The sequence below is a fragment of the Staphylococcus sp. HMSC057A08 genome (genome assembly GCF_001812925.1).
In the GTDB taxonomy this organism is placed as follows: Bacteria; Bacillota; Bacilli; order Staphylococcales; family Staphylococcaceae; genus Staphylococcus; species Staphylococcus hominis.
Genome location: NZ_KV810826.1, coordinates 1 through 25,988, shown reverse-complemented (window position 1 = coordinate 25,988; position 25,988 = coordinate 1). Strand labels below are relative to the sequence as shown.

The 25,988-nt window shown below is 32.1% G+C and carries 27 protein-coding genes; all 27 read right to left on the bottom strand.

From position 1 onward, the window contains the following. Window positions 1-56: 56 nt before the first annotated feature. Window positions 57-452, bottom strand: coding sequence for a cell division protein DivIC (gene divIC, locus HMPREF2881_RS00670; RefSeq protein ID WP_002449948.1), 396 nt, complete (start codon window positions 450-452; stop codon window positions 57-59). 35 nt (window positions 453-487) lie between these two features. Then, entirely contained in the window at window positions 488-769 is a 282-nt protein-coding gene (locus HMPREF2881_RS00665; protein ID WP_002449975.1) for an RNA-binding S4 domain-containing protein, read from the bottom strand. Beyond that, entirely contained in the window at window positions 766-1,956 is a 1,191-nt protein-coding gene (locus HMPREF2881_RS00660) for a MazG nucleotide pyrophosphohydrolase domain-containing protein (protein ID WP_002488161.1), read from the bottom strand. The genes HMPREF2881_RS00665 and HMPREF2881_RS00660 overlap by 4 nt, the downstream gene beginning before the upstream one ends. A 2-nt stretch (window positions 1,957-1,958) precedes the next feature. Next, a complete protein-coding gene (locus HMPREF2881_RS00655) occupies window positions 1,959-3,533 on the bottom strand; it encodes a polysaccharide biosynthesis protein (protein ID WP_002488163.1) in 1,575 nt (524 codons plus the stop codon). Next, on the bottom strand, window positions 3,517-7,026 hold the full coding sequence (gene mfd, locus HMPREF2881_RS00650; RefSeq protein ID WP_002488162.1) for a transcription-repair coupling factor: 3,510 nt from the start codon (window positions 7,024-7,026) through the stop codon (window positions 3,517-3,519). Before mfd ends, HMPREF2881_RS00655 begins: the two co-directional genes overlap by 17 nt. Further along, window positions 7,023-7,595, bottom strand: coding sequence for an aminoacyl-tRNA hydrolase (pth, locus tag HMPREF2881_RS00645; RefSeq protein ID WP_002455841.1), 573 nt, complete (start codon window positions 7,593-7,595; stop codon window positions 7,023-7,025). Before pth ends, mfd begins: the two co-directional genes overlap by 4 nt. A gap of 306 nt (window positions 7,596-7,901) precedes the next feature. Continuing rightward, entirely contained in the window at window positions 7,902-8,558 is a 657-nt protein-coding gene (locus HMPREF2881_RS00640) for a 50S ribosomal protein L25/general stress protein Ctc (protein WP_002449971.1), read from the bottom strand. Between the two features lie 172 nt (window positions 8,559-8,730). Continuing rightward, entirely contained in the window at window positions 8,731-9,696 is a 966-nt protein-coding gene (locus tag HMPREF2881_RS00635; RefSeq protein WP_002449951.1) for a ribose-phosphate diphosphokinase, read from the bottom strand. 210 nt (window positions 9,697-9,906) lie between these two features. Then, window positions 9,907-11,262, bottom strand: a complete 1,356-nt coding sequence (gene glmU / locus HMPREF2881_RS00630; RefSeq protein WP_002488159.1) for a bifunctional UDP-N-acetylglucosamine diphosphorylase/glucosamine-1-phosphate N-acetyltransferase GlmU — start codon at window positions 11,260-11,262, stop codon at window positions 9,907-9,909. 262 nt (window positions 11,263-11,524) lie between these two features. Next, complete coding sequence (gene spoVG / locus HMPREF2881_RS00625) at window positions 11,525-11,836, bottom strand: septation regulator SpoVG (protein ID WP_002449945.1); 312 nt, start codon at window positions 11,834-11,836, stop codon at window positions 11,525-11,527. Window positions 11,837-11,904: 68 nt separating this feature from the next. Continuing rightward, window positions 11,905-12,285: a RidA family protein gene (locus HMPREF2881_RS00620; RefSeq protein ID WP_002449962.1), complete on the bottom strand. Its 381-nt coding sequence runs from the start codon at window positions 12,283-12,285 to the stop codon at window positions 11,905-11,907. Window positions 12,286-12,300: 15 nt separating this feature from the next. After that, on the bottom strand, window positions 12,301-13,125 hold the full coding sequence (gene purR, locus HMPREF2881_RS00615) for a pur operon repressor (RefSeq protein WP_002449943.1): 825 nt from the start codon (window positions 13,123-13,125) through the stop codon (window positions 12,301-12,303). A gap of 14 nt (window positions 13,126-13,139) precedes the next feature. Beyond that, complete coding sequence (ispE, locus tag HMPREF2881_RS00610) at window positions 13,140-13,988, bottom strand: 4-(cytidine 5'-diphospho)-2-C-methyl-D-erythritol kinase (RefSeq protein WP_002455844.1); 849 nt, start codon at window positions 13,986-13,988, stop codon at window positions 13,140-13,142. 276 nt (window positions 13,989-14,264) lie between these two features. Next, window positions 14,265-14,528, bottom strand: coding sequence for a biofilm formation stimulator Veg (gene veg / locus HMPREF2881_RS00605; RefSeq protein ID WP_002449940.1), 264 nt, complete (start codon window positions 14,526-14,528; stop codon window positions 14,265-14,267). A gap of 99 nt (window positions 14,529-14,627) precedes the next feature. Continuing rightward, window positions 14,628-15,518, bottom strand: coding sequence for a 16S rRNA (adenine(1518)-N(6)/adenine(1519)-N(6))-dimethyltransferase RsmA (gene rsmA / locus HMPREF2881_RS00600; RefSeq protein ID WP_002455845.1), 891 nt, complete (start codon window positions 15,516-15,518; stop codon window positions 14,628-14,630). Between the two features lie 2 nt (window positions 15,519-15,520). Beyond that, window positions 15,521-16,069 (bottom strand): ribonuclease M5, encoded by a 549-nt coding sequence (gene rnmV, locus HMPREF2881_RS00595; RefSeq protein WP_037555729.1) that lies wholly within the window; start codon window positions 16,067-16,069, stop codon window positions 15,521-15,523. Between the two features lie 149 nt (window positions 16,070-16,218). Next, window positions 16,219-16,989, bottom strand: a complete 771-nt coding sequence (locus HMPREF2881_RS00590) for a TatD family hydrolase (protein WP_002449955.1) — start codon at window positions 16,987-16,989, stop codon at window positions 16,219-16,221. A 23-nt stretch (window positions 16,990-17,012) separates the two neighbouring features. After that, window positions 17,013-18,989 (bottom strand): methionine--tRNA ligase, encoded by a 1,977-nt coding sequence (metG, locus tag HMPREF2881_RS00585; protein ID WP_002449967.1) that lies wholly within the window; start codon window positions 18,987-18,989, stop codon window positions 17,013-17,015. A gap of 225 nt (window positions 18,990-19,214) precedes the next feature. Beyond that, window positions 19,215-20,057 (bottom strand): 16S rRNA (cytidine(1402)-2'-O)-methyltransferase, encoded by an 843-nt coding sequence (gene rsmI, locus HMPREF2881_RS00580; protein ID WP_002455848.1) that lies wholly within the window; start codon window positions 20,055-20,057, stop codon window positions 19,215-19,217. A gap of 1 nt (window position 20,058) precedes the next feature. After that, window positions 20,059-20,307 (bottom strand): GIY-YIG nuclease family protein, encoded by a 249-nt coding sequence (locus tag HMPREF2881_RS00575; RefSeq protein ID WP_002488157.1) that lies wholly within the window; start codon window positions 20,305-20,307, stop codon window positions 20,059-20,061. Further along, a complete protein-coding gene (locus HMPREF2881_RS00570) occupies window positions 20,300-21,025 on the bottom strand; it encodes a tRNA1(Val) (adenine(37)-N6)-methyltransferase (RefSeq protein WP_002449973.1) in 726 nt (241 codons plus the stop codon). Before HMPREF2881_RS00570 ends, HMPREF2881_RS00575 begins: the two co-directional genes overlap by 8 nt. 121 nt (window positions 21,026-21,146) lie before the next feature. Beyond that, complete coding sequence (gene yabA, locus HMPREF2881_RS00565; RefSeq protein WP_002455850.1) at window positions 21,147-21,539, bottom strand: DNA replication initiation control protein YabA; 393 nt, start codon at window positions 21,537-21,539, stop codon at window positions 21,147-21,149. Window positions 21,540-21,555: 16 nt separating this feature from the next. Next, window positions 21,556-22,359, bottom strand: coding sequence for a PSP1 domain-containing protein (locus HMPREF2881_RS00560; protein ID WP_002449968.1), 804 nt, complete (start codon window positions 22,357-22,359; stop codon window positions 21,556-21,558). Further along, complete coding sequence (locus HMPREF2881_RS00555; RefSeq protein ID WP_002488164.1) at window positions 22,360-23,286, bottom strand: DNA polymerase III subunit delta' C-terminal domain-containing protein; 927 nt, start codon at window positions 23,284-23,286, stop codon at window positions 22,360-22,362. A 175-nt stretch (window positions 23,287-23,461) separates the two neighbouring features. Beyond that, window positions 23,462-23,791, bottom strand: coding sequence for a cyclic-di-AMP receptor (locus tag HMPREF2881_RS00550; protein ID WP_002455851.1), 330 nt, complete (start codon window positions 23,789-23,791; stop codon window positions 23,462-23,464). 27 nt (window positions 23,792-23,818) lie between these two features. Continuing rightward, entirely contained in the window at window positions 23,819-24,436 is a 618-nt protein-coding gene (gene tmk, locus HMPREF2881_RS00545; RefSeq protein WP_002488165.1) for a dTMP kinase, read from the bottom strand. A 1-nt stretch (window position 24,437) separates the two neighbouring features. Then, window positions 24,438-25,775, bottom strand: coding sequence for an aminotransferase class V-fold PLP-dependent enzyme (locus HMPREF2881_RS00540; RefSeq protein WP_002455853.1), 1,338 nt, complete (start codon window positions 25,773-25,775; stop codon window positions 24,438-24,440). Between the last annotated feature and the right edge of the window lie 213 nt (window positions 25,776-25,988).

The window sequence follows — 25,988 nt, the reverse complement described above, 5'->3', positions numbered from 1 at the left end:
AAACGATTATTTTAAATTAAGCGTTTTACTTTAATTTTTAAAGTTGAGTACTCTTTTTAATTATTACTAGAGGATTTAGAATTAGACGATGATTTATCATTAGGCAATTTAAAAATAATTTCTCCATTGTTACTTAAATAATAGTCATCTCGAGCAACTTTCTCTATATAATCTTTATCGTTAAGATTATTAAGCTCTTCTTTTAATGCTATTTCCTCATCTTGTTTTTTCTGAAATTGTTCTTCTTTCTGCTTTCGTTCTATTGTTGCTTGATTGTTACTTTGTTTTTGGAAGACAAGCATGATAGATAGAATAATAATAATCGCTAATAATAATCCTCCAAAAACTGTTACTCTTCGACGAACGACACGCATTCGTTTTTGTTGACGTTGTTTCTTTCGATTTCGTTCTGAAGTATATTGATTATCAATATGTTCTACCTTTTTACTCATAACTTGTCACCTCCTTTAAGCGTTTCAATCATAGACTACACTTCTTCAGATTGTGCAGATGGTTGAACTCGTTCTTCTTTAATCAGTTCATACATATTTTTAGCATTTTCTTTTGATGCGTGTTCACTTAATCCAGTTACTTTAACCGTCACACTTTTTTGTCCAAAACGAATGACTAATTCGTCTTCCACTTTTACATCTGTGCCAGCTTTAGCTACATTACCATTAATTGTTACACGTCCTTGATCGCTAATTTCTTTCGCAAGTGTACGACGTTTTACAAGTCTTGATACTTTTAAATATTTATCTAATCTCATTTATCATTCTCCCCTTGTTGTAAATAATTTTTAAGGGTTTCTTCATTAAAATCCTTATTTTTGGTTTTATCATACAATGTCATAAAATGGTCTGCAAACACTTTCTCAAATTTCACACGAGGTATTTTACCTTCTTTTGCTTTTGCATCCTTCCAGACATCATTTAAATCTTCTATTGTTTCAACTGTTTTATCACCGAATATGTGAGGATGTCGACGAATCATTTTAGCATTTAAGCTTTCAATCACTTCTTTAATATCCATATATCCTTCTTTTTTACCAATACTCGCATGGAGTAGCACTTGTAATAAGATATCTCCGAGTTCTTCAATCATATGCCAATCATCTTCATTATCTATTGCTTCAAACAATTCAAATGTTTCTTCTAATAAATAACGTTTAAGTGATTCATGCGTTTGCACACGATCCCATGGACAGCCTTTTTCATCATCCACTAGATGGTCAATAATATAAACTGCAAAATCAAAATCAGTATACATATCTTCATCACGCGTTATTTTAGGCACAAATACACTTGTTAGATTGTTAAACATATCCTCATTATGATCTAACTCAAATAACGGTACTTCTAATACTTTAGCGCCTTGACTATTAGCGCCCGTAACTATCTTCACTTTAAAATCGTCTGGATAACGTTCCATTAATGTGAGTTTAACATCTGCTGCAATCATCGCACTATATACTTGTGTAATGAGAGTATGTGTTCGAATATTTAATGTGTTTTCTTTCAAAATAGTACCATCTAATAATGTAAATCCATCATTAGGATCTTCATCGATTGCAACAAATATATCATCTATAAAACTTTTCCCACCTAAAATCTTTACATGTATATCATCATTATTTTTATTGTAATCAAGTAATTTAGCAGTAGTCGTTTCAGCTACACGTGGATGTCCAGGCACTACGTAAACAGTATCTTGTATACGCGTTTCTTCTATTAAAGTTTCAACAATATGTTGATACACTGCTTCAAATTGATCATACTTTTCGTACACGTCATCAAAGCTTTTAAATTCAATGTCACTTTTTAAATCTTTAATAACAGGATGTTCGAGTGTCCTTGCATATACACTCTGTTGCTGTTTTAAAAAGCGATAGACACCTAAAGGTAAATCATCCATACTATGATTGCCTATCCCAACAATGGTAAGGGTATGCGTCATATCTATCTTCCTTTCTTTATGCGATACAGTTTATCGCCGAATGGTAAGTGTTTTAATTCTTTATATCCTAAAATATTCATATACATAACAAGTAATAGGAATATGAGACCCCCTATTCCTACTATAATTAACAACTCAATTAGACTGCCTAAACGGCCTACAGGAGGTAATAGCATTCGCAACCCCTGTATGACTACTGACATTATAATGAGCGCACTCATCAATTTAACAATAAACGCGCGCATGTGATTAAAACGATAATATTTAACGACCTCATAATGTAAAATAGTAACAAATATTATTAGCGAAAGCACTGTGCTTATACTTGCGCCTAAAATTCCCATAAAGTAAATGAAAATCACATTAAAGATAATCTTAAATAGTAGTCCTGACATCACACCAATAAAAATAGATCGAATTTGATTCATCACTTGTAAAAGTGCGATGTCCATCATGATAAGCGATACACCAATTACAGTAAGCGTATAAATACTAAGCGTGAAGCTTAATTGGTCTGTTTTGAAAAATACATGGTTCATCATCGGTAGTATATTAATAAGACCTATACCTGCTGCTACACTAATGAGTAGTGTAATTTTTAAAGATGCATTTGTATAACGATTCATAAGAACTTGATTATGATCAGAAATGGCATCTGTAAGTAATGGAATTAGGACAAAGCTAAATGTAGTAGTCACTATTAAACCTATTTGAATAAATGAAGCGCCTCTATCATAGATTCCTTTTTGCATAATAGCTTCTCTAAATCCTAAACCATATGTTTGTAGCATATGAACGACTGTAAAACTATCTATAAATTGCCATAAAATAACTAATAATTGACTTAATGCAAATACGAGGGTCGCAAGTATTAGCTGTTTCCAAGGAATAGGATATGAATGCTGGTTTAATTGTAATCGAAAAGGTCTTGTTGCTAATAAATATAGACTAGAACCTAAAAAGCCAAGAGCTGAAGCTAATATTGCAAGTGCTCCAGCTTGATAAATGGTCCACTCTTTAAACATAAACATTAAAATAGCTATGATAATAACACATACACGAATACATTGTTCTATTACTTGTGAAATAGCTGGGATATTCATTTGTTGTCTACTTTGATAAAAGCCTCTAATCACACCCAGAATTCCTATAAACAAATAGCTAAGACTTGCCATTTTTAACATTGGTGCTAAATGAGCATCTCCCATTAATAGTGCTAATGGATGAGATAATACTAAAATCACACTAAAAATAATAAGACCTATCATTTGAAATCTTAGAAGTGTTTTTGAAAATACTTCAGTTCCACTGTGACTTCCAAATACTTGAGTGACAGCACTAGGAATTGCATTCATTGATAGTATCATACCTAGCGCTACAATAGGATAAATTTGTTGATAAGCATATAATCCAGAGTCACCTAAAATATTTTGATATGGAACTCGATAAATTGCACTTAATACTTTAACAATGACTAAAGCAAGCGTTAAAATCACTACGCCATTAAATGCTGAATGTTGTCGTGAATTCTTAGAAGAAGAGGAAACTTCAGATGACGATTTATAATTCGTACTCAAGTTCCATACTTCCTTCAAGACATTTTACTAAGAATTTTAAGTTGTCTAACCACTGTTTAGATTTTGTTAGAGTAATATGCATTTTACCTTCTTTAACACCCAACTTCATTGTTCGTCCTAAAGGTTGGGTTTGTTTAAATAATTCTTCACCATTTATCTGTTCTGTACCTTTAGTTGAAAGGAATACTTCAATTTGTTTTCCTTTATCTTTAATCAATGTCACGCCTGCATGTAAAGCGTGTATTTTAATCTCTACCATTTCTAATAAACGTTCTACTTCTACAGGATAATCATTGAAGCGATCAAGTAATTCATCTTTCACATCAAAAAGCTGTTCTTCATTTTCAACTTTACGCAATTTCTTATAAATTTCTATTTTAGCTTGTTCATTTTGAATATACTCTGCTGGTAAATAAGCGTCTAAGTGTAATTCCATTTCAACATCTGGTGCATCAGGCGCTTCTTCTGTAATACCACGTTTTTCGTTTACCGCTTCTTCTAACATTTGAGAATACAAATCAAAACCTACTGAATCAATGAATCCATGTTGTTGCTTACCTAATAAATTACCAGCTCCACGTATATTTAAATCACGCATGGCAATTTTAAATCCTGAACCTAATTCAGTGAATTCTTTAATCGCTTGTAAACGTTCTTCAGCTGTTTCTGTTAATACTTTATTAGCAGAATGTAAGAAGTAAGCATATCCAATACGACTTGAACGTCCTACTCTACCACGTAATTGATAAAGTTGACTTAAACCAAAACGATCCGCTTCTTCTATGATTAATGTGTTCGCATTAGGAACATCGACACCTGTTTCTATAATGGTTGTTGTAACTAAAATGTCGTACTCTCCATTAATAAAACTCAACATGGTTTCTTCCAAATCTCGCTCTGTCATCTGTCCATGAGCAACAGCAATATTTGCTTCTGGCATCAACATTTGTAACTGTTCACGCTTTTCATAAATAGACTGTACTTTATTGTAAAGGTAGAACACTTGCCCATCGCGAGAAAGTTCACGTTCTAAAGCTTCTTTAATAAAATTACTATTTTGCTCTAATACATAGGTTTGTACAGGGAAGCGGTTTTCTGGGGGTGTTTCGATGACAGATAAGTCACGTACGCCAAGCATGCTCATATGCAATGTTCTTGGAATTGGCGTAGCTGTAAGTGTCAATACATCTACATTTGTTTTCAATGTTTTAATACGTTCTTTATGACGTACGCCAAAACGTTGTTCTTCATCGACAATAAGTAATCCCAAATCTTTATATTGAATGTCTTTACTCAATAGTTTATGTGTTCCAACAACGATATCAACGTATCCAGATTTCAGACCTTCTTTAGTCTCTCTAACTTCTTTAGCAGTACGGAATCGACTAATCAACTGAATTTCTACTGGAAAATCTTGCATCCGTTCAATTAATGTTTCGTAGTGTTGTTGCGCTAGAATCGTTGTAGGCACTAAAAAGGCAACTTGCTTGCCTTCCATGACAGCTTTAAAGGCCGCGCGTACAGCAACTTCAGTTTTTCCGTAACCTACGTCTCCACATAATAAGCGATCCATTGGACGTTCTTTTTCCATATCTTCTTTAATTTCTTCAATAGATTTAGCTTGATCTGGTGTAAGTTCATATGGGAAATCCATTTCGAAATCATGTTGCTCAGCCGTATCTTCACCATATTGATAACCTACTGACATTTCTCGTTCTTTGTATAGTGCAATAAGTTCATCTGCGATATCTTCAACACTTTGTTGTACTTTGGCTTTCGTTTTTTTCCATTCTGAGCCGCCTAGTTTATTTAATTTAGGCGATTTATCTTCTGAAGCAACATATTTTTGTACTTGATCCATTTGATCAACAGGTACAAAAAGTTGATCGGTTCCTTTATATTGTAATTTAATATAATCTCTATGGACGTCTCCAACTTCTAGTGTTTCAACACCTAAATAACGTCCTACACCATGGTGCACATGGACAACATAATCTCCAACATTTAAATCTTGATAAGATTTAATTTTTTCAGCATTAGAAATTGTTTTAGTCCGTTTTCGTTGTTTTTTCTGTTTTGTTTTAAATAATTCTCGTTCCGTAATTACAACAAGTTGCATATAAGGTAGTTCGAAACCTTCTGATAGGCTACCTTCTGTTACAATTGCTTGTCCACTTTCAATCTCTGAGTGAATATTTGTAACAGTAGGAATATGCATTTCATTAAGCATCGATTGAATACGCTCAACTTTCGTTTCAGTTTCTACAAGTACTACAATAGTGTAATTATTGCTTACATAACGTTGAAATTCTGAACGCATAATGTCATATTGTCCATAAAATTGTTGCACTGGCTTACATGAAAATTTAATAATATGTTGCAACTTCACTGGCATAGAGGATGTGAATAATGTGAAATATGTGACTGGATAATGATTGATTAACGTTTCAAACCCATCATATTCCATAAATGACTGTCCAATAAACCCGTTACCACTTTCAATTAAATTCTGGATAAAATCATCTACTTCAGTAGTCAATGTCTTTTCAGTTTCTTTAATACGATTATATTCATCAACTACTACAATGACATCTTTTTGGAAATAATCGATTAGTGTAGAAGGTGTGTCATACATAAAAGCAACTAGACGGCGAAGTAATTGATGATCAAAGAAAGTGGATTCAAATAATTTAAAACTTTCATATGTTTCTTTCAAATCATTTCGTACAGATTTATCAATTTTAGGACGTGTTTGTTCATATGCTTTTTGTAATTCTGTTTGAAGATGATTAATCACATCTTCTGTAATAATATAATCACTCGCTGTAGTGATATCTACCTTTTCAACATTATCATTTGAACGTTGTGTTTCTACATCAAAGTCTCGAATCGAGTCGACTTCAGTGTCAAACAATTCAATTCTAACTGGTTGACCGATAAGGGGGTAAATATCAATGATGCCGCCTCGTAGAGAAAACTCACCAATGTGAGAAACGACACTCTCACGTCGATATCCCATGTTTACTAGTTTATTTAAAAATTCATCCACATCGATATCATCGCCAACTTCTAAAGTCATTTGATGATGTTTCCACAATTCTACTGGAGTTAACCATTTTTTCAAACCATTTAAAGGAACGATAAATAACCCTTTCTTATCATGAGATAATGCCGTTAAAGTTCTAACACGTTCACTCATAAGTTGTGGGCTTTGAGTTGAAAATTCTTCTGTCATAATATCTTGGACTGGATATTTATAAACTTCAGAATGATCAATGTATTGCAATATATCAGTTTCTAATTTATCTGCTTGATATAAATTATTTGTGATTAATAGCATTTGCTTATCATCATTCAAGTATTTTTCAGCAATAATGGTTGCTTTGGCTGAGGGAGATAAACCTGTAACTAAAATATTTTGGTTGCCAAAGACTTCGTCAAGTTCCTGGAATCGTTTGTCATTTTGAATATAGTCAGAAATAATCGTTCTCAATTGACTTCTCCATTATATTCATTCATAACATGATCGAAACGAGACGTCTCAATAAATGCTTCCACTGCTTGTGCAGCATGTTCAATTACTTTTTCCATTGTCATCATTTCTTCATTAGAAAATTTTTGTAATACATAATCTGGAACTGACATACCATTCGTTGGTCTCCCTACTCCAATACGAATACGTTTAAATTGATCTGTACCTAAATGTTTAATAATCGATTTCATTCCATTATGTCCACCTGCACTTCCTTTTTGACGTAGACGAATATTCCCTTGAGATAAATCCATATCATCGTATAAAACGATTAAATCTTCAACTTCTACATTATAGTAATCCATTAAAGGTCCTACAGCTTCTCCTGATAAATTCATCATAGTCATTGGCTCGATAAATAGCACTTTATCCCCATTTAAACGTTCAATAGTATAAGCGCCTTTGAATTTTTGTTTATCTAATGTAAATTGATTTTTATCTAAAATATAGTCAATCACTTCAAAGCCAATATTGTGTCTTGTTCGTTCAAAACGTTTACCTATATTACCAAGACCCACAATACATTTCATACGTTGCAACCTCCATTGTGTTCATCTTTTTGATTGATTTGAACATTTAATTTAATATGTGTCGATTACTCCTTATTTTATAATATTACTCAATATAATACAAAAAGAGAGTAGGAAAGAAATTCAATGATTTCGTAACCCACTCTTTTATAAGTTATCAAACTTCAACTTTTATTTTAACATTCATTTTTTAAATGTCCGATATACATAAGAAAAAGCCTTCTACATATGAAAATGTATCAGGCTCTTTCTATCAATTTAATTAAAGACATTCTCACTTAAAGTGAATACATAGTCATCAACGAATTATTCTTCGTCTTTATTTTCTTCGTCTTCTTTGTCTTCACCAGCTACTTCAGGTTCTTCAGTTGCTGATTCACCTTCCATTGCTTCAATTTCTTCTTCAGAAGGTTCATCAGTTGGAGGAACTACTGTAACAACAGATTCTTCTGGATCGTTTTCAATTGTGAAATCACCAGATACTTTAATATCCCCAACTGAATAGCTATCATTTATTTGTAAATCAGTGATATCTACTTCAATTGATTCTGGGATATTTTCTGGAGTTGCTGTAATTTGTAAATCAAATAATGGTTGTTCAACTACGCCGCCTTCTTTAGCGCCAACTGCTTCACCAACTAATTGAACTGGTACATCAACAGTACGTTCTTCAGTCATGTTAATAGCTAAGAAGTCGATATGAGTAATTTGGTTTTTAAGTGGATCAAATTGATAATCTGATACCATAACTTTAATTGTTTTAGAACCAACGCCTAAATCAATAACACCGTTACGTCCAACTTCACGGATGACTTTGATGAATTCAACTTCATCTACTTTAACTGAAGTGTTTTTAGTACCATAACCATAAACAACAGCAGGTACTTTACCTGTATTACGTAATTTTTTAAGGTCAGAACGAGTTTGTTTACCTTGACGAATGATTGACTTTAATGAAGCCATTCGTATTTCCACCTTTCATTTTCAAGTTGAAACAATAATAATATATTGTCTTAACTTCTCCTCACTTGCCCATCAATTTAAACATTGCTTGCAAGTGTTTATTTATTCGTTAAATCACGAACGAATAAATTATACATGGTTAAAAATAATAAGTCAAATTCATTTGTAAATTTTAGTCAAATAATACACTTACTGACTCACGTTCATATACACGAACAATAGCTTGTGCTATTAAACCAGCTACAGATAATTCTTTGATGTTTGATGGTTTTTGACTATCGTCAAGTAAGATTGAATTTGTAACAATAAGTTCTTTAATCGCTGAATTTTCAATACGTTCTTTTGCAGGACCTGAGAGTACAGGATGTGTACAACAAGCATATACATCTTTCGCACCTTTATCTTTTAATGCTTGAGCAGCTAAAGTAATTGTTCCTGCCGTATCAATAATGTCATCGATAATAATAGCTGTACGTCCTTCAATTTCACCAACGATGTTCATCACTTCTGCCACATTTGGTTTAGGACGACGTTTATCAATAATAGCAATCGGAGTTTTTAAAATGTCTGCTAATTTACGTGCGCGTGTTACCCCGCCATGATCAGGAGATACAACAACACATTCTTCTGGGTTGATGTTAGGATCATTTTCAAAATATTGTCCAATAATCGGTACGCCCATTAAGTGATCGATTGGAATATCGAAGAAACCTTGAATTTGTGGTGCATGTAAGTCTAAAGCAATCATACGATTTGCACCAGCAGTTTCAATTAAATTTGCTACTAATTTTGCAGTAATTGGTTCACGACTACGTGCTTTTCTATCTTGGCGCGCATAACCATAATAAGGAACAACAATATTAATATTTGCTGCAGAGGCACGTTTACATGCGTCAATCATAATTAATAATTCCATTAAATGTAAGTTAACTGGATAAGATGTCGGTTGAATGATAAATACATCACAACCACGAATACTTTCTTCAATATTAATTTGAATTTCACCGTCACTGAAGCGTTTAACAGAACATTTCCCTAATTCGATTCCTACACGATCAGCAACCTCTTGTGCTAATGGTTCATTTCCCTTTAAAGAAAAAATCTTTAAAGACGAATTTTTGTACTCATTATTTAACATTTATAGTCCTCCAATTTTTTACTTAGACAATACTATTATATAAAAATTATAGCATTTTTACTATATTCCACTAAAAACTGACCAATAATATGTTTATTACGTATCATTCAACTTAGCATAATAGTAATACATTCAAAATTTTATATTTATATATTCATTTATTCCCTTTAACAGAAAAATGACACAGTCTTTTTGTTCTTATATTAATCTTTATTTTTTATTGTAACCTTCTTTGGTTACTTGACGTGCACGTGCTAATGCTAAGCTTTCTTTAGGTATGTCATCTGTAATTGTCGATCCTGCTGCAATTAAAGCGCCATCTCCTACTGTTACAGGAGCAATCAAATTCGTGTTACAACCAATGAAAGCATCTTTTCCAATGACTGTTTTAAATTTATTGACTCCATCATAATTAACAGTGATTGAACCACAACCAATATTTGTACGTTCACCAACTTCCGCATCGCCAATATAACTTAAGTGTGATACTTTTGCACCATCTTTTAATTCTGCTTTCTTAACTTCTACAAAGTTACCTACTTTAACTTCAGTACCTAGATTTGAACCAGGTCTTAATTGAGCAAACGGACCAATTTTTGTCTTATTTCCTACACTAGAATCATTGATGACTGATTGTATAATATTAACTTTGTTGCCAATACGACTGTTGTTAATTTCTGAATATTGGCCAACGTGTGTATCTTCACCGATGAATGTTTTTCCATTGATACGTACGCCTGGTTCAATAACAGTATCCATACCTATCTCTACATCTGAACCTATAAATGTAGTATTGGGATCAATGATTGTAACACCATTTCTCATATGATGATGATTAATACGGTTTTGCAACGCTTTTTCAGCATGACTTAACATGATTCGATCATTTACACCCATAATTTCATCAAAGTCATCAGTATGATACACTTCTGCTTTGCCATTATCTTCTAAAATTAAAGTAACGACGTCGGGTAAATAATATTCACCCTGTGCATTATCATTTTTAACTTGTTTAAGTTTTTCGAATAACGTTTTATTATCAAATGCAAATATACCTGAGCTGATTTCATTGATGTCTTTTTGAGCATTTGTTGCATCTTTTTCTTCTACAATACGATTAAGGCGATGATTTTGATCACGTACGATTCGCCCATACCCGAAAGGCGTCTGAGCTGTAGCCGATAAAACAGTGACTTGTGCTTGTGTTTCTTCATGGTGTGCAATTAAACGTTGTAAAGTTTCTGAAGTAATAAGTGGTGTATCTCCACATACCACTAATGTTGTACCTTCTTGAGTATGTAAATGTTCTTCTGCCATTTTAACAGCATGTGCAGTTCCTAATTGTTCATTTTGATAACTATATAATGACTGATTACCTAATGTATCTTTTACTTGTTCTGCTCCGTGACCTACAATAGTGACGATTTGATTTACGCCCGCTTTTTTAACATTTGTCAGTACATGTTCAACCATTGGTTTACCAGCAACCTCATGTAACACTTTATATTTCTTTGATTTCATTCGTGTTCCTTTTCCAGCTGCTAATATGATTGCATTTCTTTGCATGAATAATAATCCTCCAATAAAATTTGCACTTCACAAGTAATTATAATTTAACTTAACTTATAGTTTCAAGATTTAACAAATTTTGTAAACAGAGTTTAATTATTTGCATCATGCATCTAATTTTTAAAAAATATCGATAAAACAATAAAAATGGGCACGAAACAAAATTCAAGTTTGAATTTAGAGTTTCGTGCCCACGTCATTTAGCTTACATAATTAATAAAATAAGCATTATCAAAAATATGATTTGCTTTTTGTTATTTTAAGCTTCGTCTGATTCTTCTGTTACGTCTGATGAAGCATTTTTATCTGGAATCACTTCGTCAGTTTCATCATATACTTTCATCACAGCATCCTGTATTTCTTGTCTCATTTCTGAATTGATTGGATGTGCGATATCGCGGAATTCACCATCTGGTGTACGTTTGCTTGGCATAGCAACGAAAAGACCTGAGTTGCCTTCGATTACGCGTAAATCATGAATTACAAAAGCTTCGTCTAATGTGATAGAAACGAGTGCTTTCATTCTGCCATCTGTTTGTATTTTTCTAAGTCTTACATCTGTCACTTTCATGCAGTGAGCCCCCCTAGTATATATATCTTTGTGTGGTTAGAAGCATGACAATGTGTTAATTAAGTAAATTATATTCCTTTAACTTTACCTACTAATTCAATTTCAACTTTAACGTCTTTTGGTAAGCGAGACACTTCTACGCAACTTCGCGCAGGTTGATGCTCATTAAAGTAGCTACCATAAACTTCATTAATTTGTTGAAATTCATTCATATCAGAAATAAAAATGGTTGCTTTTACAACAGAGTTTAAATCAGAACCTGCTTCTTCAAGTACAACAGATAAATTTTCTAATACTTGTTTTGTTTGTTCTTTGACATCGCTACTTACGATGTTTCCTTCAGTATCTAATGGAATTTGTCCTGATGTGAATACTAAATTATTCACGACCATTGCATGAGAATATGGTCCTAACGCTTCAGGTGCTTTATTAGTATTAATTGTTTTCATGGTGTATAACTCCTTTTAAGAAAATTTAGACAAGATATTACCAGGTTCAACTTTAAATTCTTGATTATATTCGTCAACATCTGATAATTTGACTAAAGAAGTATAATCCTCAATCAATCTTTGTTTTACTTCTTTTGATTCTACTAGTACAGATACCCCTTTCACCTCTGCTTTAAACTCATTCATAAGATTCATTACACCATTTATTGAACCGCCTGCTCTCATAAAGTCATCTACAACTAACACATTTGAGTTTTCGGCTAATGTGCGTTTCGATAAGACCATCGTTTCAATTTTTCTTGATGAGCCTGAAACATAGTTAATGGAAACCGTAGAACCTTCAGTAACTTTATTGTCTTTTCTAATAACTACTACAGGTAAATTTAATACGTTTGCTACTGCATTGGCAAGTGATATCCCTTTCGTTGCGATCGTCACTACTGCATCTAGTTTCTCATCCATGTAAATACTAGCAATGAGTTTCCCTACTTTATTAAGTAATGATGGGTTCCCAACTAAATCCGATAAAAATAAATATCCACCTGGTAATAAGCGCTCTTTTTCTTGTAGCATCGTAATGATCTCTTCTATAATTTCGATTGCTTCTTCTTTGCTCATCATTGGTTTATAAGTTACACCGCCGCTTGCGCCAGCTGTTGTAATTACAGTTCCTAATTTTTCTTTTTGGAACGTATTTTTGATGATTTGAACGTCTTCACTAATCGATGACTTTGCTTGTTTAAATTTTTTCACGAAAAAAGTTAATGGAATTAACTGATTTGGATGGTTCATTAAATATTGTGTCATAAAGACAATACGTTCACTTCTTTTATACCTCATAAGTTCCAGCCTTTCTATCCTAATAATCTTACTAAATACACTTCGTTACAACAGCCATTTACAGCATTATATACTTTCTTTGCTTGGCTCTCCTTTTGAGCGAATGCATATACAGTAGGTCCACTCCCACTCATTAGTGCTCCATCAGCACCACAACGCAACATATTATTTTTAATTTTTTTAATTTCTGGATACATGGACATAGAAACGGTTTCTAAACGATTAGATAAACTCTTACACAATTTCATATAATCCCCCTGTCTAATCGCTTCTTCACACATTTCTGTATGTACATCATAATCATCTTTCAAATTAAGTTCTTTAAAAATATCTGGAGAAGATATTCCAAGATTAGGTTTTGCTAATACCACCCATGCAGAAGGAGGCTTGTCTAGAAATTTAATTTTTTCGCCTCTTCCTTCACATATAGCAGTTTTATTATAGATGCAAAATGGAACATCTGTCCCAATTTGAAGGCCTAATTGGCTTAGTGTTTCTAAAGATGCGTCTAATTCATATAAACGATTAATTCCTCGCATCGTAGCAGCAGCATCAGCTGATCCCCCAGCTAATCCAGCAGAAACCGGAATATCTTTATCAATCGAAATCGTGACGCCTTGTTTAAGTTGATATGTTTCCATCATCAGTTTAGCTGCTTGGTAGGCGAGATTTTTATGATCATTAGTAACATAGTTATGTTCTATATCTACAACAATTTTATTATCATTTCTTTTCTGAAAAGACAATCTATCATTCAGATCTACTGTTGTCATTATCATAGCAATTTCATGGTAACCATCATTTCTTTTGAAAAGTGTATCGAGCGTCAAATTAATTTTGGCTGGTGCCGTTTCATATATCATTTTTCCGCCCTCTCTTCATCAATAGTATTAAAATGATTTTAACATAAAGACTTAAAATATTTGATAGTTACATTATAAATTATAATTAAAAGTTAATAAATCAGGAGATAAATGATCTTAATTTCAACTGCAAATCTTGATTTATTTAAATTATTATTTTATTAAAAGGGATTAAGAACTAAAAAGAGTGTTGAACTTAAACAGCCCAACACCCAATATGTTTTTAATGATAGAGTTTGTAGTACACTAAACAACTCTATATTTATATGTTCGAATTTAGTGTGCAACTACTTCTTGATGATTATCTTCTTCAAATGAAACTTGTACGTTCTCTGTAAGAACATCCGTATATGTATACGACACTCTTTCAAAATTATGCTTATCTTGATCTAATTCAACAATAAATACTGAAGGATATGTCTCTTTTAACACTCCACAACGTTCGATTGTTTTTTTTCGACCACCGTTGGCTTTAAGTACAATACGATTTCCTAAATGACAATCAATAGAATTTTTGATGTCCAAAATTGATTTTGGCATATTGCTCCACCTCGCTACAGATTACATAATATCACATTTCGAAGTAATATGTCAAATAAAATTTAAATTTTATCAAGGTAATGACACTTTGTCAATAATTTAATTTTCTAATTCTGGGAAATTTTTCTTTTCTTCATACAATCGTGCAAAATCTTGTATAGAAAGGGTTTCTCCACGACGTTTAGGATCAATATTTGCATTTTCTAACCATTGATGAATTTGTGATTTATATTTTTTACCATCTTTAAAGAAATTCTGATAGTTATTATTAATCGTTTTACGTCTTTGAGCAAAAGCAGCTTTTGCAAGTTTAAAGAAAGCTTGTTCATCATCTACTGAAACAAGAGGCTTCTCTCTTTGCATCAATTTTACAACAATCGAGTCAACATTTGGTGGCGGCATAAACACTGATTTAGGGACAGTGAGTACTTTACTCGTTTCTGTATAGTATTGAGTCACAATAGATAAAGAACCATATGCTTTTGTACCTACTTCTGCATTTAAACGCTCTCCAACTTCTTTTTGCATCATCACTACATAACCATCAATGGGGATATCTTGTTGCATTAAATTAAGTAAAATCGGAGTCGTAATATAGTAGGGTAAATTCGCTACTACCATAATTTTATCGCAGTCATTTAAATACATGTTCACAGCGGTAGCTATATCAGCTTTTAATATATCTTCATTTATAATTGTTACATTGTCATAGGGATGAAGTGTTTCTTTTAAAACTGGAATTAAACGTTGATCGATTTCAAATGACAACACTTTTTTAGCACTTTTAGCGAGTTGCTCTGTTAATGATCCCATACCAGGACCCACTTCAATTATGCCTGTCGACTTATCAATATGACTTGCATCAATAATTTTATGAATAATATTAACATCTACTAAGAAATTTTGACCTAAGCTTTTCTTAAAATTAAAGTCAAATTGATTTAATAGTTCTTTTGTTCTAGAAGGTGTAGCTATATCTTTTCTATCCATCTTTACTTATTCTCCTTATCCATTGATAATGCACGTCGTACGTCTTCTTCAGTATAACCAAAAGCATTTAATTTTTTTAGTAATTGTTTGCCATTAGAATGTCCAATATGCAATTTACGTCCAAGTATTTCTCTCTTACGTCTCGCATCTTTACCAATAATTAAACCTAAATCAATTAATACACTTTTATCTATCGACTCTTCTCCTTCTTCAAAAGGAGAACTCACATGCATTAAGGCTGTCTTTATATCGTCAGGGTGTGTATGTTCTATCCCAATTTTTCCACGATTATTTTTCGCTCTTTCACGATCGACATAGGCATGTTTAACTCCCGGTACGTGTTCAGTAATAATATTTCTAATTCTATCACCTGGAAAGTCAGGATCAGTTAATACAATCACGCCTCTTGTTTCTTGAGCATTCTGAATCACTGCCAACGTTTCTCTATTAATGGCACTTCCATTTGTTTCAATCGTATCACATTCCACAGCTGTCTTAACTCGTTCTGTGTCATCTCTGCCTTCGACAACGATAAATTCATTTATTCTCATATTCATTTACCATTACCTTTCACTTAATCTCATTTCTATTATAACGGTTATACTATAAAAAAATGAGAAAGATGCACATATTATCGTCATTCACTATTAGATAGCATTACGATAGATGATGTTTTACATCTTTCTCATACTGAGGATTATTAATTTAAATTAAATAATCTTTCTGCATTTTCTGTAGTTTGACGGCATACCTCTTCGTATGTCATATCACGTAAATCTGCAATTTGTTGTGCAACAAGCGTGACACGTTCAGGTTCATTACGTTTTCCTCTATAAGGATGTGGAGATAAATAAGGTGCATCTGTTTCAACTAATAAACGATCCATTGGAACATGTTTAGCGACCTCTTTAGGCTGTTTTGCATTTTTGAATGTGACTGGTCCGCCTAATGAAACATAGAAATTAAGTTTATTAATAACGACATCTGCAATTTCAGGTGATGCACTAAAACTATGCATAATACCTCCAACTTCTTCTGCATGTTCTTCCATTAAAATATCTACACAATCTTGAGTTGCTTCACGATTATGAATGACAATAGGTAACTTAACGCGTTTAGCTAAAGCAATTTGCTTTCTAAACACTTCTTTTTGAACATCAGCTGGAGATTTATCCCAATGATAATCTAATCCCATTTCTCCAATACCGATAATTTTAGGATGCTGAGCTAATGATTCAATCCATTCTAAACGCTCTTCAGTAAAATCTATTGCATCTACAGGATGCCAACCGATAATACCATAAATAAAGTCATATTCATCAATAAGTTCCATAGTACGTTCAATTGTCTTAGTATCAAATCCTACGACAAACATACGGTCAACGCCCGCTTCTCTTGCACGAGATATCACTTCACTTAAATCTTCATCATATTGTTCGTCATTTAAATGAACATGTGTATCTATTAACATTTTATCTCTCCTAACGGCTATATTTATTTTATAATTGCACCATTTGGAATTGCACTCGGTAAGCTTACTAACGTTAATACTTTATCTTTTTCAGCTGATAATATCATACCTTCAGATTTGTGCCCCATTAATTTTGCTGGCTTTAGGTTAGTTACAACAGCCACTTTTTTGCCAATAATATCTTCTGAACGATAGAATTTCGCAATACCTGAAACAATCTGACGTTGTTCTGCTCCTAAATCAACTTGTATTTTTAATAATTTATCTGATTTCGGTACATTTTCTGCATCAATAACAGTTGCAGCTTTAATTTCAACTTTATCAAAATCTTTAATATCAATTTGCGATTTACTTGGTACTTCTTCTTTATCATCTTCACTAGATTTAGGTGGTTGCATTGATTCTTTAATAAATGCAATTTCATCCTCTGAATCTAATCTTGGGAAGATTGGAGAAGGTTTTTCAGTAACCATAATTGGTTCTTGTAATGCACCATAATGCTCTAAACTTGATAATTCGTATAAATCTGAATTATTAATATTCAATTGTTTAAAAATTTCTTTAGGCGCATGTGTTAAGAATGGACGCAATAATACAGTTGCAAAACGAATATTTTCAACTAAGTGTGCCATTACATTTCCTAACATATCTTTTTGACTTTCATCTTTAGCTAAAACCCATGGAGTGGTTTCATCGATGTACTTATTTGTTCGACTTATTAACTTCCAAACTGTAGATAATGCTACTGAGAATTGGAAACTTTCCATATTGTCATGGAAATTCTTCACAGTTTCAAGTGCTAATGCTTCCATATCTTCATCCAATTCATGTTTTGGTCCTTGGTATGCAGGGAGCTCTCCTTGGAAATATTTATTAATCATAGAAATCGTACGGTTAACTAAGTTACCTAAATCATTTGCTAAGTCGAAATTAGTACGTTCAACAAATGCCTCCGGAGTAAATACTCCGTCAGATCCGAATGGTAATTCACGCATTAAGTAATAGCGTGTAGCATCTAAGCCATAACGATCAATGAGAACATTAGGATCTACTACATTACCTTTAGATTTACTCATTTTTCCATCTTTCATTAAAATCCATCCGTGCGCGAATACTTTTTTCGGTAAAGGTAAATCAAGAGCCATAAGTAAGATAGGCCAAATAATAGAATGGAAACGAACAATTTCTTTTGCCATTAAGTGTACATCTGCTGGCCAATATTTTTGGAATAATGAATCATCATCTGATAAATATCCAAGAGAAGAAATATAGTTTACTAAAGCATCAATCCATACATAAACTACATGTTTAGGGTTAGATGGAACTCTTACCCCCCAATCAAATGACGTACGTGAAACTGCTAAGTCTTCTAATCCTGGTTTAATAAAGTTATTAATCATTTCATTTTTTCTAGATGGAGGTTGAATAAAATCAGGATTCGCATCGTAAAATTCTAATAAACGATCTGTATATTTATTAATATTAAAGAAATAACTTTCTTCTTTAACTAATTCAACTTCATGTCCAGAATCTGGACTTTTACCGCCTGCGATTTTACCATTTTCGTAAACAGGGTCTACAAGTTGAGATTCAGTATAATACGTTTCATCAGGAACAGAATACCATCCCTCATATTCACCAAGATAAATATCACCTTGTTTTAATAAACGTTCAAATACTTTTTCTACCACTTGTTTATGACGTTCTTCTGTAGTTCTAATAAAATCATCATTTGAGATTTCCAATTTAGCCCATAAGCGTTTGATTCCAGCAATCATTTCATCTAAATACTCTAATTCTGTTTTTCCTGCTTTTTGCGCTTTTTCTTGGATTTTCTGACCATGTTCGTCTGTACCTGTAAGGTAACGAACATCATATCCTTGCATGCGTTTATATCGTGCAATTACATCACCAGCAACTGTAGAATATGCGTGACCAATATGCAGATTACCACTAGGATAATAAATAGGGGTTGTAATATAAAATGTTTCTTTCGCCATCAGTAGTCCTCCCTTTCGTTCATGTCTTAATGACTAGTTCACTTTAAATTTTATCTAAATTTTTAATTATTTTCTAATGAATGTTTAATATAACGTTTGTCATAAAACAGCTATCTTATTCATTATAACCCATATAGAATATACATTATCGTATCTTATTAACATTACCATAAATTAATATTTTATGGTATTTTTCTATCACTATGATACAAGATTTTATCAATTTTACGATTTAATATTATGATAAATATCATAAATCTCACTTGTTTTCATCTGTCGTTCTTCTGCTACTACTTTTATTGCTTTCTTAGGTTTTAAATTTTGAGTCTCAATATAATGATTAACATGATCTATAATCGTTACATCTTCAAACCATTGTTTTGTTTCTTGAGCTTTGGCACCCTCAATTAAAATCACAAATTCTCCCTTTTGTGGAATCTCTTGATTTTCAATCGCTTCTAATAATTGTGATACTTCAAGCATAACAATTTGTTCAAATTTTTTAGTAAGTTCACGACCTACTGCTACACGTCTTTTTGAATCTACTTTAATAATCGCTTTTAGGGTATCAATCACTCTAAATGGAGACTCATAGATAATTAAAGTACTATCTTGATACATTCGTTGAGATAAAATATTCACTTTTTCTTTTTCTTTTCGTGGCAAGAAGCCTAAAAAAGTATATGTAAATGAAGGTAAACCACTTGCCATTAGTGCAGTTAATCCTGCATTAGGTCCTGGAATGGTTTCTACAGCAATGTTATGTTTATGTGCTTCAACAACAAGTTCATATCCTGGATCGCTAATTAACGGCAACCCTGCATCTGATACAAGCGCAATATTATTTTCTTCTTTAAGTAATTGAATTAAATAATCTGTCTGCTGTTCTTTATTATGTTCATGATATGATTTTAATAGAGTGGTAATATCATAGTGGTTACATAACTTTTTAGTTACTCTCGTATCTTCACATGCAATGATATCTACTTGTTTTAATGTTTCAATTGCTCGAAATGTAATGTCACCTAAATTACCTATAGGTGTCCCTACTAAGTATAAAGTTGCCATATTACCCCTCCTCAATCAATTTTAATTTTCTTTGTCTTGTAAATGTCTTAATTTCATATTCTCTGCGTAAAGCTTCTGATTTTGTGTCGTACATTTCTTGATATACTAACACTACCGGACGTCTTATTTTTGTATATTTAGCGCCTTTCCCAGCATTGTGTTTATTGATACGTACCTCAATATTATTAGTATACCCGGTGTATAAACTGTTATCACTGCAACGTACGATATATACAAAGTGATTACCCATAATAAACCTCTTTCATTTGCTCACTATATTCGCCATTTTCATTATAAATATAAAATGGTGGTGCAATCTCTAGACCTTGATTACCATTTTTTCTTCCTTCAACAACAATAGTGACTGCTGATTTACCATGCTTACTATAAATAAATACAATACGTTTAGGTTCAATATTAGCTTGTCTCATTTCAGTTAATACATCCATAAGTCGTTCAGCACGATGAACCATAACTAGACGTCCACCCTGTTTTAATAAATGTCGTGCTGCAAACATGCAATCTTCTAAACTACACATAATTTCATGTCGTGCTATTTTATGTGCTTCTTTTTGGTGTTGATGAAGTTGATTCTGTTTAAAGTAAGGTGGGTTACAGGTTATTAATGTAAACTGAGAGGGTTTAAATGTTTGATACACATCTTTTAAATCCATATTATGCATAGATAAACGCTCTTCTAATTGATTATATTTAAAGCTTCGTTGAGCCATGTCTGCCAACTGTTCTTGGATTTCAATACTTTCTATTTTTTGATGACTTTTTGCAGCTAATAATAAAGCAATAACACCATTTCCGGCACACAAGTCTAGAATGCTATCATTTTTTCGTACTTTAGTAAAATGTGCTAATAAAAGTGCATCAGTAGAAAAAGAAAACACCTCATCATTTTGAATGATCTTTAAGTTCTCCTTAATTAAATCATCTAATCTTTCTTGTTCCTTCAACATATATGTTATCTCCTAAAAAAGAGATGTATCACAACACAAAATCTGAAATTTTATTGTGTTGAAATTCATCTCTCCTAAAAATTAAGATTATACCATCCGCTTATCATTCTCCGTTATGGATTTAACTATTTAAAACATTCATGCATAATAAACAATCTTCACCATAACGATGTTTACCAAATAATTCACCATTACAAATATGAAAACCTTCACTATACAAAACAGCCAAATTGTCTTTACTTGGTAAAGGTTTTTTTACATTTTTAATTGCACTTTTAAAGTCATTTTCATTTGATTTTTTATTATGTGGACTTTCACTATTGGCTTTTGTTGATTCAACATCTTGTTCACTTTTAGCCATTAGCGCTTTTAAATTATCGTTCTCTACTTGTAACGTTACATTTTCTTCTATCAATTGAATAGCTAAAGATTTAAGTTCAGTCATCTCTTGAGTTAATACATTAACGTTACTTTCTAATTTTACGATTTTTTCGAATAAATCATTGCGATTCAAAAGAAAGACACTCTCCTTAATTAAATGTAGATAATTCCTCCATTTTGTATTCTAAAGGTTGCTCTAAACCATCAATCTTCACTTGCATCGAAATATCTAATATATTTAATCCTACAACTTTTCCAGTACCTTCCGGTGTATGAATTTCATCGCCTACATCAGGTAATTGTGCACGAGCTTCTTCATAATAATCATTTTCATATTTAAGACAACACATTAAACGTCCACATGCACCAGAAATCTTAGTTGGATTTAATGATAAATTTTGATCTTTTGCCATTTTGATAGATACCGGTTGAAAATCTCCTAAAAATGTTGAACAACATAATGAACGTCCACATGGTCCAATTCCACCTAGTAGTTTTGCTTCATCACGAACGCCAATTTGTCTAAGTTCAATACGTGTTCTTAAATTTTGAGCTAATACTTTCACTAACTTTCTAAAATCGATACGATCATCAGCAGTAAAATTAAAAATGACTTTCGATTTATCTAAAGTATACTCACAATTCACTAAGCGCATATCTAAGTCTTGATCTTTCACTAACTGTTTACATAAAATTAGTGCTTGCTCTGCATCTTTTTCATTTTGTTTGTATTGTTGTATATCTTCTTCAGTTGCAATACGTAGAATATCTTTTAACGGTAATGTCACATCTTCATCATTTACACATTTTGAAGTCAACTTTACTATACCTATTTCAATGCCTCGCTTAGATTCAACTACAACCCAATCTTCACTATCTAATTTTAAATCATTCGGTGCATAATATTCCAATTTACCTGCTTTTTGAAATTGCACACCTACTACATTTGGCATTTAACTCACACCTTTAATTACGATTTGTTCAAATACGAGCATCGGATTCACATTCTGTATCAATTTTTTATGTGCTTCTATAATTTGATCATACATTAATATCATTTGATTAAGTGTTAATCGTGTTGTGTATTCCTTAATGAGTGGTTTAAGATCAGTAAAAATGAAATTATCCTCAATCCCGACTTTAGCATGCATCATATCTTCAAAAAAAGCATTGATAACAGACAAAGTAAGAAGTTGTAGTTTTCGATTTTTAGCATTTTTTAACACATCAATCACACTAATCAAGGCCATTGGTTTATTTGTTAATAATAATTCACACCAATGAACGATTACTTTTCTTAATTCAATTAAATCATACTCTTCATTAAGGTCTTTGGCTACCTCAATTTGTGTCGTATATGAACTTAACATTTCAGCAATAGCCCGATTAATACCATTATCGACAAGTTTATCGATAAAATGCGATGTGTCACTTGGTTTAAAATACATATGTTGACATCTAGAGTGAATCGTATTTAATATTTGTTCTGGTTTAGTAGAAATTAAAATTGCAATAGTATTTTCTGGAGGTTCCTCTAAAAATTTTAAGATACTATTTTCACCTTGAACAGTTAACTTTTCAAAGTCCTCTATGATATAAACTTTATATGTACCTTCAATAGGTAATTGGTTCATTTGGCGTACAAGTTGTTCAATTTGTTCTTTTTTTATAGTAGATTCTTCAGAGGATATATATGTAAAATCAGGATGATTAAAATTATGCAATTTTAATTCACATTGTTCATTTCCATTACAAAGAATAAGTTGTGCAAATTCCATCGCTACATGTTTCATTGATTGTGCATCATCACCTTCAAATAAATAGGCATGTGATAATTTATTCGAATGAAAAGCATTAGCTAATTTTTGTAATTCCTCCATATTTGCATACTCCCTATTCATCGTTCATTTTAAAATTATATCATTAAATTTTTCAGTCGCATTTATCATTCAGCAATTAATTATAATGTATATGATAAAGAGCCGATAACATAAAAATATGTTTCAGGCTCTTTGAAAATTATCTTTTAAAACTTTATTTAATTTTAAATTAAGTTTAGAATCTGTGGAATTTTTCTACTGGCATTACAAATACTGTAGCGCCTCCAACTTCAACTTCAACAGGATAAGGTATGTAAGAGTCTGCACTACCACCCATTGGCGTCATTGGTGAAACAAGTTGATCTCTATTACCACACGTATTATCAATGACGGTTAACGCTTCATCAACACGTTCATCATCTACACCACATAAGAATGTTGTATTTCCTGCTCTTAAGAATCCACCAGTTGTTGCTAGTTTAGTAGCTCTAAAATTATTTTTTACGAGTTGGTCTGAAAGTTCTTGACTATCTTGATCTTGAACGATCGCTATAATCATTTTCATTTTAATACACCTCTCTATATTATTATATCATAAGTTTTTTAAGTAACTTAAAATGATCTCATACGTATCACTTATGACGCTTTCGATGCTTTGTGTAGCATCAACTACTTTAAAACGCTCAGGATTAGTTTTAATTAATGTTTTATACCCCTCAATTACTTTTTGATGAAAAGTTAGTGTTTCTTTGTCTAATCGATTCTGACTTCTTTGATTTTTTAGTATTCGTTCTCTCCCCACTTCAGCATCAATATCAAGATAAATTGTTAAGTCTGGATAAAGTCCATTAATTGCAAATTCATTTATTTTTTTAACTTCTTCTATACCTATACCCCGTGCATACCCTTGATATGCTAAAGAACTGTCAATATATCGATCACATAAGACTACTTTATTATTTTTTAAAGCGGGTATCACTTTTTCAACCAAATGTTCTCTTCTAGATGCTGCAAATAACAATGCTTCTGTACGTATATCAATATTTTCACCATCTAGTAAGATATTACGTATTTCTTCCCCTGTAGATACTCCACCTGGTTCTCGAGTAGAAATAACATTATAATTTTCAGATAACAACTTATTAATCTGATTTAACACTGTAGTTTTCCCAGAACCTTCAGGCCCTTCAAACGTTATAAATGCAGCCATATTATTCATCCTTAACTAATATTTTATCGTTTTTAATACCTTCAACACGTACACTATGTGAAAGATAATATTGCATCAATTTTATCATATTTTTAGTCACTTTTTCTCCTTTCCAAAACACAGGAATTCCAGGAGGATAAGGCACAATATGTTGAGCTAATACTTTATCTTGTGCTTTATTAATATTTATCCAATATGCATGATTAATATATTTTGATACATAAACACTTTTCTCTAGCGGCAATAAAACCGGCTCTAGCTTTTCTTTTGCTTTTTTAGGTAATTGTATAGTTTTTATTCTATGCAGTAATGTTTCGAAAGGATATCTATCATTAAAATGCCATAATGGTAAGACAATGAGTATTTGATAATCATCAGCTAATTCAATATAAATATGATTCTTTTCAAAATAACGTTGTACTTCAACGCCCGTATGCCCATTTGCTCGAACAATAAGCTTTAATGGATCCTCGACTTCAATAACTTCAAAATGCTGTTGTCTTAACGTTTCAATAAATTGTTTTCTTTTTTCGAAAAAGAGACTACTGTCATAGGAGTTATAAAATTGATGCGCTAATTCAATGCTCGACATTACTAAATAAGATGGACTAGAAGTTTGAAAAATACCTAAATATTTAATAACTTCATCTTTCAAAGGTGCATTTTTATGAATAAATAATACTGATCCCATAGTAAGTGTAGGCAAAGTTTTGTGATACGATTGAACAACATAGTCAGCTTCCGATTCTAAAGCTGATTTAGGAAAGTGTTTCAAATTAAAATGGGCACCATGAGCCTCATCAATTAAAACAGGTATATTGTAATCGTGAAATTGTTTAACACACTGATTGATATCAAAGCATTCTCCATAATAATTTGGATAAGTAACTACAGCGAGTTTTTGATGTCGTAACATTTTAGTATCTATCAAAGGTGCTAAATACTGGTAACTTTTATCACTTCTATACATAGGCAAAATATCTGCAGATTGTTGAGTTAAATCTAAAGCATTAAAAACTGATTTATGTACATTACGGCTAATTAAATAACGACCTTTTATATGAGCAAATGCTTGTATAACTGATAAAATGCCTGCAGTTGTACCATTAACTAAATAATAAGCATCATAATTGGGATGCTTATTCACACGATTCATACTTTCTAAAATAGTATCTTCTGGATGATGTAAATCATCTAGACCCGTAATTTCAGTCATATCCATTTTCAAAGATAATGCATCTAAATAACCGATAGTCATATTTTTATGTCCTGGAACATGTAATGAGATAGCATGATGACGAATTAAATCATCAAGTTTTTGAGTGATAGGTAATTTCAATTAAGTCCTCTCCTCATATACCTTATATACCTTTAAATATCTCCTATTTTAATAGATAATTCAAAAAAATAAAAGGAACGCTAAAATTTCTGTTGCTTGATTTCTTCTCGATTCATTAGCTCCAAACACTTTCTATAAATTTCGACATAAAAAAAGAGACCTCACGGTCTCAATATCGGCTCATCGCATCCATACAATGATTTGCCTGGCAAC